General features: G+C 66.2%; 13 protein-coding genes. All 13 read left to right on the top strand.

The annotated features are described in order from the left end of the window. Nucleotides 1–5: 5 nt before the first annotated feature. The 13 genes from MUU77_RS16880 to MUU77_RS16820 all read left to right on the top strand — a co-directional run bounded on the left by MUU77_RS16880 (nucleotide 6) and on the right by MUU77_RS16820 (nucleotide 15,135). Nucleotides 6–1,025 (top strand): OmpA family protein, encoded by a 1,020-nt coding sequence (locus MUU77_RS16880; RefSeq protein ID WP_245089316.1) that lies wholly within the window; start codon nucleotides 6–8, stop codon nucleotides 1,023–1,025. A gap of 85 nt (nucleotides 1,026–1,110) precedes the next feature. Next, complete coding sequence (locus tag MUU77_RS16875) at nucleotides 1,111–2,508, top strand: ATP-binding protein (protein ID WP_245089313.1); 1,398 nt, start codon at nucleotides 1,111–1,113, stop codon at nucleotides 2,506–2,508. Between the two features lie 130 nt (nucleotides 2,509–2,638). Further along, entirely contained in the window at nucleotides 2,639–4,924 is a 2,286-nt protein-coding gene (locus MUU77_RS16870; RefSeq protein WP_245089310.1) for a TonB-dependent receptor, read from the top strand. A 29-nt stretch (nucleotides 4,925–4,953) separates the two neighbouring features. After that, the gene (locus tag MUU77_RS16865; protein ID WP_245089307.1) at nucleotides 4,954–5,235 is read left to right on the top strand and encodes a hypothetical protein; all 282 of its coding nucleotides are present in this window, start codon (nucleotides 4,954–4,956) and stop codon (nucleotides 5,233–5,235) included. Beyond that, nucleotides 5,225–5,500 (top strand): hypothetical protein, encoded by a 276-nt coding sequence (locus tag MUU77_RS16860; protein ID WP_245089304.1) that lies wholly within the window; start codon nucleotides 5,225–5,227, stop codon nucleotides 5,498–5,500. The genes MUU77_RS16865 and MUU77_RS16860 overlap by 11 nt, the downstream gene beginning before the upstream one ends. After that, nucleotides 5,497–7,038: a PepSY-associated TM helix domain-containing protein gene (locus MUU77_RS16855; protein WP_245089301.1), complete on the top strand. Its 1,542-nt coding sequence runs from the start codon at nucleotides 5,497–5,499 to the stop codon at nucleotides 7,036–7,038. The genes MUU77_RS16860 and MUU77_RS16855 overlap by 4 nt, the downstream gene beginning before the upstream one ends. Before the next feature lie 244 nt (nucleotides 7,039–7,282). Next, nucleotides 7,283–7,900, top strand: coding sequence for a TetR/AcrR family transcriptional regulator (locus MUU77_RS16850; RefSeq protein ID WP_245089298.1), 618 nt, complete (start codon nucleotides 7,283–7,285; stop codon nucleotides 7,898–7,900). 77 nt (nucleotides 7,901–7,977) lie between these two features. Continuing rightward, on the top strand, nucleotides 7,978–9,081 hold the full coding sequence (locus tag MUU77_RS16845) for an efflux RND transporter periplasmic adaptor subunit (protein WP_245089295.1): 1,104 nt from the start codon (nucleotides 7,978–7,980) through the stop codon (nucleotides 9,079–9,081). Continuing rightward, a complete protein-coding gene (locus MUU77_RS16840) occupies nucleotides 9,078–12,176 on the top strand; it encodes an efflux RND transporter permease subunit (RefSeq protein ID WP_245089292.1) in 3,099 nt (1,032 codons plus the stop codon). Before MUU77_RS16845 ends, MUU77_RS16840 begins: the two co-directional genes overlap by 4 nt. 15 nt (nucleotides 12,177–12,191) lie before the next feature. After that, nucleotides 12,192–13,025 carry an oxidoreductase gene (locus MUU77_RS16835; protein ID WP_245089289.1) on the top strand — a complete coding sequence of 278 codons (834 nt, stop codon included), beginning with the start codon at nucleotides 12,192–12,194 and terminating at the stop codon, nucleotides 13,023–13,025. Between the two features lie 26 nt (nucleotides 13,026–13,051). Further along, nucleotides 13,052–13,690 carry a TetR/AcrR family transcriptional regulator gene (locus tag MUU77_RS16830; RefSeq protein WP_245089286.1) on the top strand — a complete coding sequence of 213 codons (639 nt, stop codon included), beginning with the start codon at nucleotides 13,052–13,054 and terminating at the stop codon, nucleotides 13,688–13,690. A 58-nt stretch (nucleotides 13,691–13,748) separates the two neighbouring features. Further along, nucleotides 13,749–14,642 (top strand): NAD(P)/FAD-dependent oxidoreductase, encoded by an 894-nt coding sequence (locus MUU77_RS16825; protein ID WP_245089283.1) that lies wholly within the window; start codon nucleotides 13,749–13,751, stop codon nucleotides 14,640–14,642. 265 nt (nucleotides 14,643–14,907) lie between these two features. Beyond that, entirely contained in the window at nucleotides 14,908–15,135 is a 228-nt protein-coding gene (locus tag MUU77_RS16820; protein ID WP_245089281.1) for a hypothetical protein, read from the top strand. The last annotated feature ends 636 nt before the right edge of the window (nucleotides 15,136–15,771 follow it).

Below are 15,771 nucleotides of genomic sequence, written 5' to 3'. Positions count from 1 at the left end.
ACGACATGACCATCACCAAGCCCGCCCTTCTCGCCGCCGCCGTCCTCGCCACCCTGGCCATCGGCGCCAGCGCGCAGCAGACCGTGCTCACCCCGCAACGCGACCGGATCACCGACGAGGCCATCCACGCCGACCTGTCCGGCTACGAGCGCACCCAGGGGCGCATCAAGGCGCTCAACGATGCCGGCCGCCCCGTGCGCGACTACCACCTGTCCAAGGCGCAGTGCTGGCTGGACGTGTCCTTCCACGAATACGGCCGCAACGACCGCAGCGACTTCCCGCAGGCAGCGCTGACCGAATCGGAGAAGCTCATTGCCGGCATGGAGCAGGGCGTCGCACCGTTGCCGACCGATACGCCGCTGGTGAACGACGCCGCGCGCGTGCGCGAAGACCTGTGGAAGCGCCTGGGTGCGATCCATGGCACGCCCGGTTTCGCCTGCGCCCAGCAAGCCGTGGCCTGCGGCGAGGTGGAACTGGTGCATGCGGGCAACGAGTTCAACCAGCAGCAGTGGCGGCACGCCAAGCCCTATATCCAGATCGCCGAGGACTGGGTGGGCGACGCCGAAGCGATGGCGCGCCAGTGCGGCGCCGCTGCCGACGCGCCCGCGGTGGTGCCGGCCGGCACCGTGCTGACCGTCAACGTGCTGTTCGAGTTCGACCGCTCCGGCCGCGACGACATCCGGGTTTACTCGCTGTGGAGCCTGGACCGCGAGCTGGCGCGCCTGCCCAAGGAAGGACTGACGCTGACAGGCGTCGAACTGGTCGGCCACGCCGACCGTCTGCAGGGACGCGGGTTCGACTACAACCAGGCGCTCTCCGAACGGCGCGCCCGGACCGTGCAGGCCTTGCTCGTGGAGCGGGGCATCGATCCGGCCATGATCGCCTACACCTTCAAAGGCGACGTGGAGCAGGTCCAGCAGTGCGAGGGCGTCAAGCCCCAGGCGGCCCTGCGCGAATGCCTGATCCCCAATCGCCGGGTGGAAGTGCGGCTGCGCGTCCAGTCCGCCCAGGCCGACCCGCGGTAGCGCCTATACTCGTCTCTCTTCGTGGATGGGTGGAGTGGAGTGATGGGAAACCTGCGCGTGGCCCGGTCGTCTGGAGAGCGGATCCATGAATGACCGCGCCATTCCCGCTACCCGCGAGCGCCATGGCGGTCCTGCATCGCGCCTGGCCCGCCTGTGGCGCGCACCGATGGCCTGGTGGCGCGATGTTCCCATCGCCGATCCGGTGGACAGGCGCAATGCGCCGATGCTGCAGCTGATCTCCTTGCTGCTGGCGGTGCTGCCTGCGCTTGCGTGGGCCTATCGTGCCTTCGCGGTGGATATCCCGTGGCGGCCAGGCGAGCTGACCAGCATGGCGCTGAGCCTGTCGGTATGCGCCGGCGCGGCTCTCAGCTTCGTGCTGATCCGGCATGGGCGCTTCGCGTGGGCCTCGCGGCTGCTGCTGGTGGTGTTCGCCGCCTCGGTGGTGCCCGCCTACCTGACCACCGGGTTCGGCGCGCAACGCTTCGAACAGCCCGTGCTGGTCATCTGGATGGCGATCGCGGCGCTGGTGGTGGGCAGGGGCGCGCTGTGGCTGATGTTCGCCTGCATCGTGGCGGCGTTCTTCCTGGGCATTTCCGTGGATGTGTCCCGCAAGGGCGATGCCGCCGCGCTGTACGGCGACGCCGCATTCAGCGCCGCCATGTTCCTGATGATCGCCATCGTGCTCGACCGCAGTTCGGCCGCGTTGCGCCAGAGCCTGAACGAGGCCACGGTGCGCGGAAACCAGCTCGCGGCCACCAACCAGCGGCTGCAGCAGGAGATCAACGAGCGCGAGCTCGCGCAGGAGCAGCTCATCCACGCCCGCAAGGTCGAGGCGGTGGGTCGCCTGGCGGGCGGCGTGGCGCACGATTTCGGCAACATCATGGCCGTGATCAGCGGCTATGCGCGCAAAGGCCTTCGGGCCGGCCAGGTCGAGGAAGGCAGGGCGTCGTTCGAGGGCATCGAGGCGGCCGCGCGCCGGGCGACGCTGCTGACGCACAAGCTGATGACGTTCGCGCGCCAGGACGACTACGCGGAAGAGACCTTCGATGCCGCCAGCGCCCTGGTGGACATCCAGGCCATGCTGCGCCAGCTGCTCAAGCCCGAGGTGGACCTGCGTCTGGCCCTGGGCGATGCCCCGTCACCGGTCCGGATGGACCGGGACCGGTTCGAACTGATGGTGCTCAACATCGCGGCCAACGCCGACCATGCGATGCCCCACGGCGGCGTCTTCTCCATCGGCGTCGCGCAGGGCGATGAGGGGGGCTGCGTGCTGGAGTTCGCCGATACCGGCACCGGCATGGGCGAAGAAGTGCTTGCGCGCATCTTCGATCCGTTCTTCACCACCAAGCCGGCGGGCGAAGGCACCGGCCTTGGCCTGTCCGTCATACGCGACCTGGTGACACGGGCAGGCGGCACCCTAGGCGCGACCAGCCAGTTGGGGATGGGCACGACGTTCACGGTGGTGCTGCCTGCTGCGGAGTGAATCCGCCCGTGACCGCGGGCTCCACTGATTGCAAGTGAATCCTATTCGCATATAGCATAGTGCGGTCGGACGTCAGCCTGTCGCCGCGTCCCCCATGGCCCATGCAGGGCCTCGTTCTGGGGAACCACCCGTGCAGTACCCCCTGTCCCACGTTGCCGGCCAGCGCGTGTCCGTGCTGGCTGCGTGTCTGTTTTCCGTATTCCAGGCCAACGCCCAGGCCCCTTCTTCCGCCGCTCCGGAACCGACCACGCTCGATGAGATCGTCGTGCGGGGCGAGAAGACCGACCGCTCGCTGCAGGACACCACCGCCAGCGTGGCGGTGTCGACCTCGGTGAGGATCGAGCAGGAAAACCTGCTCAGCCTGTTCGACGTCCTCAACCGGACCGCCAACGTGTCGCAGATGTACGGCGACCGCGGCTTCACCATCCGCGGCATCGCCAACGAGGCCGGGGCGCCCAATCCGCTGGCGACGATCTACGTGGACGGCGCGGCGCTGCCCAGCCAGGTCAGCGATGCGGGCCCGACCGACCTGTGGGACATGGCGCAGGTGGAAGTGCTGCGCGGTCCGCAGTCCACCATCCAGGGCGAGAACGCACTGGCCGGTGCCATCGTGCTGCGCACCGAGGACCCGACGATGGACTGGTCCGGACGTGCGCGCCTGCTGGTGTCCGATCCCTCCGACCGGCGCATCGCCTTCGCCGGCGGCGGCCCGCTGGTGGCCGACGAGCTGGCGTTCCGGGTGGCGGTGGAAGACCGTTCGTTCGACGGTTTCGTCCATAACCCGACACGCGGCGTGGGCGAGGACGAACGCGAATCGACGATGACGCGCGCCAAGCTGCTGTGGTCGCCCAAGGGCATCGAAGGCCTGACCGCGCGCCTGACCTACACGCGCGACGATCGCCAGGGGCCGTACATGTACGCCTACTCGCGCAACGACGTGCCGGACTACTACGACGACCGCATCAACACCTCGGACTATCCGGGCACCACCGATGCGCTGGGCCAGATCGCCACCCTGGAAGTCGACTACGCGCTCGCCGACCGCTGGTCGCTGTCGGCGGTGACGGCGTGGTCGGACACCGACATGCAGCGCCGGTTCGATACCGACCTGACCGAGCGCGCCGAGGCCTACGGCGATACCGACGAGCAGTACGGCACGTTCTCGCAGGAGTTCCGCGCGCACTACCGCGGCGAGCGCCTGCGCGGCCTCGTCGGCCTGTATGCCTCGCAGCGTGAGACCGACAACGTCAGCATCAACCGCACCAACGTGGACACGCCGGTGTCCACGATCGCCGCCGTGCTGCAGGGCGCCGGGCTGGATGCGGCGACCGCGGCCTATGTGGCCGGCCTGTACGCGCAGGCGCTGCCGGTGATCCCGGTGGACTACGCCAGCGACGGCCAGTCGCGTTCGCGCAACGTGGCGCTGTTCACCGACTTCGAAGTGGACCTGACCCAGCGCCTGGCCCTGCTGGGCGGCTTCCGCTACGACCAGGAGGAGTACCGGTTCGGTGCCGTCGCCGTCGCGGATTTCGCCGGCACGCTGCCCGATGCGGCCGCGTTCGGTCCGCAGCTGGCGCCGGCCATCGCCGGCATCAACCAGGCCGTGCTGGGCATGGTGCAGCAGGCCAACAGCCAGACGCCGGAATCCACCCGCGATTTCGATGCGTTCCTGCCCAAGCTGGGCCTGCGCTACGCGTGGACCGACGACGTGTCCACCGCCTTCGTGGTGCAGCGCGGTTACCGCTCCGGTGGCTCGACCTTCAACATCGCACGCGGGCAGAACTATGCGTACGACCCCGAGTTCACCTGGAACGCCGAGCTTTCGCTGCGCTCCCAGTGGCTGGACGACAGGCTGACGCTCAACGCCAACCTGTACTACATCGACTGGGAAGACAAGCAGGTCACTGCGCTGTTCGGCATCAACGACTACGACTACCACACCGTCAACGCCGGCAAGGCGCACCTGTACGGGTTCGAGATCGAGGCCAGCCATCGCGTGGGCGCCGGCTTCGACTGGTATGCGTCGCTGGGCTACTCGCGTACGCGTTACGACGAGTTCAAGACCATCCTCGACGCGCAGATCAGCGACTACACCGGCTCCGAGTTCGCCTACGCGCCGCGCTGGACGTTCGCCGTCGGCGCCAACCTCCGCTTCGGCGAGCACTGGCTGGCCAACCTCAACGCCAACTACCGCAGCGACGTGACGCCCGACATCGGCAGCGACGCACGCAGGCTGTCTTCGCGCACGCTGGTCAACGGCCGCTTCGGCTACGAGAACATGGACTGGAGCGCCTACGTGTTCGCCAGCAACCTGTTCGACCGGGGCTATACGCAGTACGCCTGGTCGGACGACAGCCCGAACGTGATCCTGGGTGCGCCCCGCGTGGTCGGCATCGGCTTCGACTACCGCTGGTAAGCCCCCGGCGTCCGCCACACGGAGTTCCGATGAAGAGCGTCCTCTACCTGCTGCCCGCGCTGGTCGCCTCACTGGCCTTCTACCTGGCCTGTGCGCACCAGCGCTTCTCTCCCGGCGCGATCGCGAAGAAGCGCCCGCTGCGCATCGTCGCATGGCTCTGCACGCTGCTCACGCTCGCGCTGGCCCATGTCCAGCTCGGCGTATGGGCGGGCGTATTCGCCGCGCTTACCGCGCTGATGACGGGATGGGTGGCGCTGCCCTATATCGATGCGTGGTGGCATGCACGAAAGGAGAAGCGCCATGTGGGGTAAGTCGCTGGCTGCGGCACTGTTGGGGCTGCCGCTGACGGTGGGCATCGTCGGCCTGGTGGCGCTGCACTGGCCGGGCGCGCTGACGCGGGTGACGCTGCCCTGGCTGCTGATGTCGTTTCCGATCTGGGTGGCGGTGATGTCCGGTGCGTTCCTGTTCAAGTCCGGCCTGCGCGCCTGGCTGTGGATGGGCGGCGCGACCCTGCTGTGCTTCGGCCTGATCCACCTGTCGAAGCTGCTCGGCTGGGCCACGGAGCTGCCGGCATGAAGGCGGCCACGCTGAGGACGTACCTGTCGGTGCACACCTGGGTGGGACTGGTGGCGGGCATGGGCCTGTTCATTGCGTTCTATGCCGGTTCCATCATCGTGTTCGTCCATGAACTGCAGGGCTGGGAACGTCCCGCCGAGGCGGCGCCCGCGCGGGACGTCGGGTTGGCACAGGCGCAGGCGCTGGTGGACCAGGTGCTGGCGAAGCATCCTGAAGCGGACCATGCCTTCTTCGTCACGCTGCCCGGCGAACATGGCGCGCGGCCGCACCTGTACTGGTTCGACGAGCGCACCTCCCGACAACACAAGTTCGCGCTGGAGGACGAGGGTCTGCGGCAGACGCCCGCGCGCGCCGGCTTCGTCGAATTCATCTACGACCTGCATTTCACCGCGGGCCTGCCACGCACGGCCGGCATGTACCTGTTCGGCGTGTTCTGCATCCTCTACGGCCTGGCGCTGGTCAGCGGCGTGGTGATCTATGCGCCCGGCTTCCTGAAGGACCTGTTCGCGCTGCGGCTGGGGCGCAACATCAAGCGCATGTGGCAGGACGCGCACAACGTCATCGGCGTGCTGTCGCTGCCGTTCCACGTGATCTTCGCGTGGAGCGGCGCGGTGCTGACCATCGGCTTCCTCATGCTGGCGCCGTTCCAGTTCCTGGTCTACGAGAACAAGCTGCTCGGCATCCTGGAGAGCGACTTCGACGTGGCGCCGCACGTGGAGCCCGCCGGCATCGCGCAACCGATGTTGCCGGTGGCCGAGCTGGTGAGGCGGGCGGAACTCGCCCTGCCGGGCATCGCCATCGAAAGCCTCAACTACCACGAGGCCGGCGATGCCCATGCACAGGTCACGCTGTACGGCGAACTGCCGCAGCGACGACTGAACTCCATGGCGGGTGTGGCGCTCAACGCCGCCAGCGGGGAACTGATCAAGGCGCTGCCACCGACGGACTATCCCCTGGGCATGGCCTTCCTGCGCGGCCTGCAGCACCTGCATTACGGCAACTTCGGCGACATGGCGGTGAAGTGGCTCTACTTCGTGCTTGGCATGGCGGGTGCGTTCCTGTTCTACACCGGCAACCTGCTGTGGATCGAGGCGCGCCGCAAGCGCCGCGAGGCGGCGCAACCGCGCCGCACGCGGGTGATGGCAGGTCTGACGCTCGGCGTCTGCCTGGGATGCGTGGCGGGCGTGTCGGCGGTGTTCGTCGCGGCCGCGCTGCTGCCGACCTGGGCCGCAGCGTCGGTGTACTACGCCGTCTTCTTCACGTGCCTGGCCTGGGCGCTGGTGCGCCGTCCCGCGCACGCGGCAAACGAACTGCTGTGGGCATGCGCGGTGCTGACCGCCGCCATTCCCGTGGCGGGAGCCGTGGCCTCGGGCGAACATGTGTTTGCCGCGTTCGCGCACGGCCACTGGCACCGGTTCTTCATCGATGCGACCGCGCTGCTGATGGCGGTGGCGTTCTGGCGGATGGCCGCCGCCACCAGGCATCGCGCGCGGACGGGCGATCCGCATAGCGTCTGGGCCGACCCCCGGCGGGACTGATGTGCTGGGTCCGGCAATGTCGGCCTGCGGTCCGTCGCGGACATCACGCCGCTCGAGGGACCGGGCCACCGATGCTCACGGCGCTCCGCCTGGCTGTCAGGCTGCGCAGATCATCCGCCCCTTTTTGGATGGGTCCTTCACCATAGGGGCCTGAGCGGGCCTCCAGAACAACAAGAGCGGGAGTGACCAGTAGCCGCGTGCGTCACACGTTGATGGTTCATAGAGGCTTGAGTAAGCTGGACCCATGAACACCTCCATTGCTCCCGCCGGTTCCGGCCGTGGGCCGGCGACGCACGACATACGTGACCAGATTGTTGTGGCGGCTACCGAGCACTTCAGCCACTACGGCTATGAAAAGACCACCGTTTCAGACCTGGCCAAGGCGATCGGTTTCTCGAAGGCTTACGTCTACAAGTTCTTCGAGTCGAAGCAGGCCATTGGCGAGGCGATCTGCTCCAATTGCCTGGCACAGCTCGAAAACGAGATCCGTCAGGCCACCGAGGGCGTGGAACAGCCTGCAGAGCGCCTGCGCAAGCTGTTCAAGGCCTCTACAGAGGCGCATCAGCGGCTTTTCTCACAGGACCGGAAGCTCTACGAAATAGCGCAGTCGGCCGCCGCCGAGCGGTGGCCATCGGTCCTGGCATACGAGGAAAGGCTGCGCGCACTGCTCCAGGAGATCATCCAGCAGGGCCGGGACTCGGGCGATTTCGAGCGCAAGACACCTTTGGACGAAACCACCAGTGCCATCCATCTGGTACTGCGCCCCTATCTGAACCCGCTTTTGTTGCCGCATAGCATCGGCTACAGCGAGCAGGCTCCCACGCTGCTGTGCAACCTCGTACTGCGGAGTCTGTCTCCTTGAGCAAGCGGGTTGTGACTATTGACTAATTTAGTCACTAGGTTCAGAGTGCCGTCCACATTGGACCGACGGTACTCTCGATGCGTTATTTTGTTAAAAATTCATTAACTTTCGTACTGGTCGGTCTTCTGGCGGGGTGCGGTACCGAAGCGCCGGCTGACCCGCGAACAGAGGCGCCCTGGGTGCGCACGGCCACCGTAAGAAGTGAGGGCGCCTCATCTCGCGCATTCACAGGAACGGTGGCGGCGAGAGTCCAGAGCGATCTCGGATTCCGCGTATCAGGCAAGGTGTCGCAGCGGCTGGTGGATGCGGGACAGAAGGTGCGCCGCGGGCAGGTCCTGATGCGCATCGACCCGGTCGACCTCCAGTTGTCGGCGCAGGCGCAACAGCAGGCCGTCATGGCCGCGCAAGCCCAAGCCAGACAGGCGATCGCCGATGAGGCCAGGTATCGCGCCCTGCTCGGCACCGGCGCCATCTCCGCCTCGTCGTACGACCAGAGCAGGGCCGCAGCCGATGCAGCACGCGCCCAGCTCAGTGCCGCCAGAGCCCAGGCGCAGGTGGCCAGCAACGCCAATCGCTACGCAGCGCTTCTCGCCGATGCGGACGGTGTGGTGATGGAGACACTGGCCGAGCCGGGCCAGGTCGTGAGCGCCGGCCAGCCTGTCGTGCGCCTTGCGCGGACAGGCGAGCGCGAAGCCATCGTGCAACTTCCCGAGACGCTGCGCCCGGCATTGGGCTCGGTCGGGCAGGCCAAGCTCTATGGCGATCGCAGGGACCCCGTGCCCGCCAGGCTCAGGCAACTCTCCGACGCGGCCGACCCGCTGACACGCACCTATGAGGCCCGATACGTCCTGGACGGCGCGCTCGCAGACGCCCCGCTGGGCGCCACGGTCACGGTCGAAATTGCGGGTGGCGCCTCAGCCGCTGCCGCGCTGCGGGTCCCGATCGGCGCGCTGTTCGACCCCGGGAAAGGGACGGGCGTCTGGGCGCTGGAGGGCAGGCCGGTCAAAGCCGTGTGGCGCCCCGTCCAGGTAATGGGAATCTCGGATGACATGGCGCAGGTCAAAGGCAGCCTGCAAGCAGGCCAGAAAGTCATATCGCTCGGCGCGCATCTGATCAAGAACGGCCAGATCGTCACGCCGCTGGGCGAGGACAAGGCAGCGCACGCCGGGGCTCGGCCATGAGCGAGAGGCGCTTCAATCTTTCCTCGCTCGCGGTTCGCGAACGCTCCGTGACCGTCTTCCTTCTTTTTCTGATCTCGGTGGCGGGCGTCCTCGCATTCTTCCAGCTGGGCCGTGCCGAAGACCCGCCGTTCACCATCAAGCAGATGACCGTCGTCACCGCATGGCCGGGAGCAACGGCGCAGGAAATGCAGGATCTGGTGGCCGAGCCGTTGGAAAAGCGGCTGCAGGAACTGCGGTGGTACGACCGCTCCGAGACCTACACGCGCCCGGGCCTGGCGTTCACGATGGTGTCCCTGCGCGATACGACCCCGCCGTCCCAAGTTCAAGAGGAGTTCTACCAGGCCCGCAAGAAGCTGGGAGACGAGGCCGGGAGGCTGCCCGCAGGTGTCATCGGGCCGATTCTCAACGACGAGTATGCGGACGTGACCTTCGCCCTTTACGCTCTGAAGGCGAAAGGCGAGCCGCAACGCCTGCTGGTGCGCGATGCCGAGGCGCTACGTCAGCAGCTGCTGCATGTGCCTGGGGTCAAGAAGGTCAACATCATCGGCGAGCAGCCTGAGCGCATCTTCGTATCGTTCTCGCACGATCGGCTGGCCACCGTGGGCGTCAGCCCCCAGGAGATTTTCGCAGCACTCAACAGCCAGAACGTGCTGACGCCCGCCGGCTCGATCGAAACGCGTGGGCCGACGGTATTCGTACGGGTGGAGGGCGCATTCGACAGCCTGGAGAAGATCCGCCAGACACCGATCGTGGCGCGCGGACGTACGCTGAAGCTCTCCGATGTGGCCACCGTCGAGCGCGGTTATGAAGACCCCGCTACCTTCCTTGTCCGCAACAACGGTGAGCCTGCGCTCCTGCTGGGCGTCATCATGCGCGACGACTGGAACGGCCTGGATCTGGGCAAGGCGCTGGAATCCGAAGTCGGCAAGATCAACGCCCACCTGCCTTTGGGCATCTCCCTCACCAAGGTCACCGACCAGGCCGTGAACATCAGCTCGGCGGTGGACGAGTTCATGGTCAAGTTCTTCGTCGCGCTGCTGGTGGTGATGCTGGTCTGCTTCATCAGCATGGGCTGGCGCGTCGGCATCGTCGTCGCCGCAGCAGTGCCCCTGACGCTGGCCGCGGTCTTCGTCATCATGGCTGCCACGGGCAAGAACTTCGATCGCATCACGCTGGGCTCGCTCATCCTGGCGTTGGGGTTGCTGGTGGACGATGCCATCATCGCCATCGAAATGATGGTGGTGAAGATGGAGGAGGGGTACAGCCGTGTCGCCGCCTCGGCCTACGCCTGGAGCCACACCGCCGCGCCGATGCTGTCAGGCACCCTGGTCACCGCCATCGGCTTCATGCCCAACGGCTTCGCGCGATCCACCGCGGGCGAGTACACCGGCAACATGTTCTGGGTCGTCGGTATCGCGCTCATCGTGTCCTGGGTGGTGGCCGTGGTGTTCACCCCGTACCTGGGCGTGAAGCTGCTGCCGGACATCAAGCAGGTGGAAGGCGGACACCAGGCCATCTACAACACCCGCAACTACAACCGCTTCCGGGAGCTGCTGGCGCGCGTGATCGCGCGCAAGTGGCTGGTTGCCGGCACGGTGGTGGGACTGTTCGCGCTGGCTGTCGTCGGCATGGGCGCGGTGAAGAAGCAGTTCTTTCCCACCTCGGATCGACCGGAGGTATTGGTCGAAGTGCAGATGCCCTATGGCACCTCCATCCAGCAGACCAGTGCCGCGACGGCCAAAGTCGAGGCCTGGCTCGCCAAGCAGGAAGAGGCAAGGATTGTGACGGCCTACGTCGGCCAGGGCGCTCCGCGCTTCTTCCTGGCGATGTCGCCAGAGCTGCCTGACCCGTCGTTCGCCAAGATCGTGGTGCTGGCCGGCGACGACAAGGAGCGTGAGGCCCTGAAATTCCGCTTGCGCGAGGCGATCGCCGACGGGCTGGCGCCCGAAGCGCAGGTGCGGGTTACCCAGATCGTGTTTGGTCCGCCGTCCCCGTTCCCCGTCGCTTACCGGGTCATGGGCCCGGACACGGGCAAATTGCGGGAGATCGCCGAGGAGGTGGGCGCGATCATGCGGGGCAACCCGATGATGCGCACGGTCAATACCGACTGGGGCCCTCGCGTGCCCACGCTGCACTTCGCCCTGGACCAGGATCGCCTCAATGCCGTGGGTCTGACTTCGAACTCGGTGGCGCTGCAACTGCAGTTCCTGCTCAGCGGTGCGCCGCTCACGGACGTGCGCGAAGACATCCGGTCCGTGCAGGTGGTGGGCCGGGCAGCCGGCGATACGCGCCTGGATCCACAGAAGATCGCAGACTTCACCTTGGCCGGAAGTGCCGGTCAGCGCATCCCGCTTTCCCAGGTGGGCAGCGTGGAGATCCGCATGGAAGACCCCATCCTGCGCCGGCGCGACCGCACGCCCACCATCACCGTCCGGGGCGACATTGCCGAAGGCCTGCAACCGCCGGACGTCTCCACGGCGGTCCTGAAGGACCTGCAACCGCTGATCGAACGACTCCCTGCCGGCTACCGCATCGAACAGGCGGGTGCGATCGAGGAGTCCGGCAAAGCCACGACGGCGATGCTCCCCCTGTTCCCCATCATGATCGCGCTGACGCTACTCATCATCATCCTGCAGGTCCGCTCCATCGCCGCGATGATCATGGTGTTCGCCACCAGCCCGTTGGGCCTGATCGGCGTCGTGCCGACGTTGCTGCTGTTCCAGCAGCCCTTCGGCATCAACGCGCTGGTCGGACTGATCGCGCTGTCCGGCATCCTGATGCGCAACACCCTGATTCTGATCGGCCAGATCCACCATAACGAGCAAGAAGGCCTGGGTGCCTTCGATGCCGTCGTCGAGGCCACGGTGCAGCGGGCGCGCCCGGTCGTCCTGACCGCATTGGCCGCGATTCTGGCCTTCATCCCACTGACGCATTCCGTGTTCTGGGGAACGCTGGCGTACACGTTGATCGGCGGCACTCTGGCAGGAACCGTCCTGACCCTGGTGTTCCTGCCGGCCATGTACGCGATCTGGTTCAAGATCAGACCGTCCTCGCCTGATGAAGAAAGCGGGCCAGCGCTCGCGCCAGCACATTGAAGAGCCGCCAGGCATATGAACCCGGATTCCCTCAAGAAGGCAGCCATGGAAAAGAAAGTCGTTCTGGTCACCGGTGTCTCCTCCGGCATCGGACGCGCCAGTGCACGGGCGCTCGCTGACGCCGGGTGCGTGGTGTACGGCAGCGTCCGCGAGCTCGAACGTGCGGAGCCCGTCAAGGGCGTGACGCTTGTGCGGCTGGATGTCTGCGAGCAGGCAAGTATCGATCACGCGGTCGCGAACCTCATTGCCAGGGAGGGTCGCATCGACGTACTGGTGAACAACGCCGGCCAGAACCTGGTCGGCTCGGTGGAGGAGACCGGAATACCGGAAGTCGAGTCGCTGTTCGATACCAATGTGCTCGGCGCCTTGAGGACCATCCGCGCCGTGCTGCCCCACATGCGCGCGCGCCGCACCGGCCGGATCATCAACCTGAGTTCGGTGCTGGGATTCCTGCCGGCCCCGTACATGGGCGTCTATGCCGCCAGCAAGCACGCCGTCGAGGGGCTGTCCGAGAGCCTGGATCACGAGCTGCGCCAGTTCGGGGTGCGGGTCACGCTGGTGCAGCCCTCCTTTACCAACACCAGTTTCGAGGCGAACACGCAGCGGGTCGGCACTCCGATCTCTGACTACGATCGGGAACGGGAGCTCGCGCTCGGGGCGATCGCGCGCGCATCGAGCGAGGCCCCGGATGCGGCGGCGGTGGCCGATACCGTCGTCGAGGCCGCCCTCGGAAAGTGGAGGATGCGTCGCACGCCCGCCGGGCAGGCATCGCTCCTGGCGAAACTGCGGCGTTTCATGCCTGCCGGGGCGGTGGATGCCAGTCTGCGCAAGACCTTCGGGCTCGCCTGAGTCAAGGCGCATCGGACGCTGCCGAGATGAATGCATCCGCGAAGCGCTGGGAACGCGTGCGCGCACATACCCGGGCATGCATCCTCGAAGCGGCTGCCCAGGCGTTCGAGGCGTCCGGCTACGACGATGCGAGCATGCATCGGATCGCGGAGGTCGCGGGGTATACGAAGGCGACTGTCTACGCGCACTATCGCGACAAGGCGTGCCTGTTCGCGGCGGTCATGGACCTGCATGCGTCGGGCTTTCCCAGGGTCGTTGTGCCTGCCAATCCGGGGTCCGACCTCAAGGAGGCGTTGGCCTATGTCGCGCTCGAGATCCAGAAGCTGGCTCAACCAGGTGCGTGTCGACGCTTCTGCGCGACGCTCCGTCGTTCCACGACGGGGGTGGCCTTCTACACTGAACGCTGGAACGCCTATCTGGCGCCTTACCGGGCGTACATCTGCTCGGCCTTGGCCCGCGAGGGCGTCGATAGGGCAGAGGAGCACGCAAGTCTGTATCTGCAGTTGCTGCAGCAGGCCAACGCGCTGCAGGTCGCGCCGCTGGCGGCGACGAGTACCGACGCAACGCTGAGCCTTTTCAGTCGGGCGTTTGAGGGCCAAAGCCCTCGTGAACAAGGTCATCTCGTTGAAGTTCCTATCTCCGGCATTTCGCGTGCACAGCGTTGACGGCATTTTGCCGGGCCGGACCTACCATCCATCTACTTGGAACGCGGAGCCCACTACCATGAACGACGTCATCATCATTGGCGGCAGCTTTGCCGGTCTCGCCGCCGCCCTTCAGCTCGGCCGCGCCCGCCGGAAAGTCACCGTTCTCGATACCGGGCTGCCCCACAATCGCTTCGCCGGCCACTCCCATGGCGTGCTCGGCCACGATCACAAGCCGCCGCTGGACATCCTGGCCGAGGCGCGGAAGCAACTGGCACGCTATCCCACAATCAGACTCGTCAATGCCCGCGCCGACAGCATTTCTGGCGCCATCGACGAATTTTCTGTTCTTGCTGCGGATGGCGAAAGCATTGGCGCACGCCGCCTGATTCTGAGCTATGGCGTTGTCGACCAGATCCCTGATGTCCCGGGTTTCGCCGAAGGCTGGGGCACGGCCATCGTGCCTTGCCCCTATTGCGATGGCTTCGAAGTCGCGGGACAACACTGGGGTCTCATCTGGTCTGGCCCGCAGTCGATGAATCAGGTCAGACTGTTCCACGATTGGACCGACAGGTTGACGGTCTTCGCCGACGGTCACGACATCGCACCCGATGTCCGGACCGATCTCGCGCGCCGCCACGTAGCTATCGCGGATGGCCGGATCGTCGGGGTCGCTCGTCACGGTGGGCATAAAGCCAGCATCAAGCTCGATGTCGCGCCCGATGTTGCGGTCGACATTCTGTTCGCGCATCCGCGCACCAAGCCGTCCTCAAGCCTGCACGAGTCACTGGGCCTCGACACGGTCGCTACGCCTACGGGTATCGCCCTTAGAGTCGACGAGCGCCGCGAAACCAGCATGCCCGGCATCTACGCGGCCGGCGACCTGGCCAACCCCGGAATGCCCTCGGTCACCACGGCATCATGGCAGGGCGCGACGGCCGGGATCTCCGCTCAACAGTCGATGCTGGTGTGAGCGCAGGGCAAGAGTTCCCTCGGGGAAAACGCTAACCCAGTCGTTCCACGACGCGATGGTTCTCTTGCCGGTAGCCGAAAAACTGCGGCACGGTGGCGCTGCGGCAGAACGCAAGTGCACAACGTCCACGCGGGCCCGCACTCCTTCGGCGTCCGGGACAGCGCCTACTTCGTCACCTGGCTGAACGGACTTGGTTACACTGAGATCTGCAGTGCGCGGCCCTGAACGCCCGCACCGGCTCCTGAACAACCGAGCATCCGCGCCCGTGGCAGAACCTGATTCGCTGTATATCCAGACCTTGGGGGAGATCAAGGTCGTCATCGCCACCGAGTCCGCAGACAAGTCGCAGCACCTGCTCGCCGTCGATCGCGCCTGCGAGCGTCAAGTTCCAACAGTGTCCGAGCATCCCGACGCCGAGCGTCCGCATGACGCCAGCGCGCAGGCAATCGTGAGGCAGACGGATCTCCACGGGTTTTCCTGTGCCTGGAGATAACCCACGCTATCAGAGGCCGTGCCAAGAGGCCTGACGGTGTCCCTGGTCCGGGACCGCCCCGCGGGCCAGGCGGGCCGACCGGAAGTGCACGGTCTTGGCCATCGTTCTGGGGCGCGACGGCCTCAGCGCCTGCATCTTCTGGCCGGACAATACTGGTAGTCCGCTTCTGGCCGGCAGCGGACAGATGAGTTGGGCCGGGCGGCTATCGCCCTCTGTCCATTCCTGCATGTCAGATTACTCCGTCCGCAACACACCCCCGCGTCCACGCGAGTGTCCCCTAGATCGCAGACTTCGATCCCTGGTCGCTATCAGTCCGGGGTCAGTCTGATGGGCCCGCGCTCAGCATCTCACCGCATTTACCTAGAAAGCCATAGCAGCGAAGCTTGAGATGACTGTTCGCGTCATCGAGCAACGCATGGGCGATGGCGAGGTGTAGTCCTGCATATCCAGTTAGATGTCAGGCGGGGCGTAGACGCACCCGTCATGTACGGCGTCTTCAGATACGGAACATCCCAAGGTCGAAACCGGCCGCCACGGCGATCACCAACAAGATGGTGAGCAGCGTAGCGATGCCCCAGGGATGCGCGGAATTGATCGTCCAGCCCAGCAGTGGGACTCTCTTCGGCACCTAGAGAC

Origin of the sequence: Pseudoxanthomonas sp. F37 (assembly GCF_022965755.1) — a bacterium.
GTDB lineage: Bacteria > Pseudomonadota > Gammaproteobacteria > Xanthomonadales > Xanthomonadaceae > Pseudoxanthomonas_A.
Note: the sequence above shows the minus strand (reverse complement) of the source record. Positions and strands in the feature narration are given on the sequence as shown.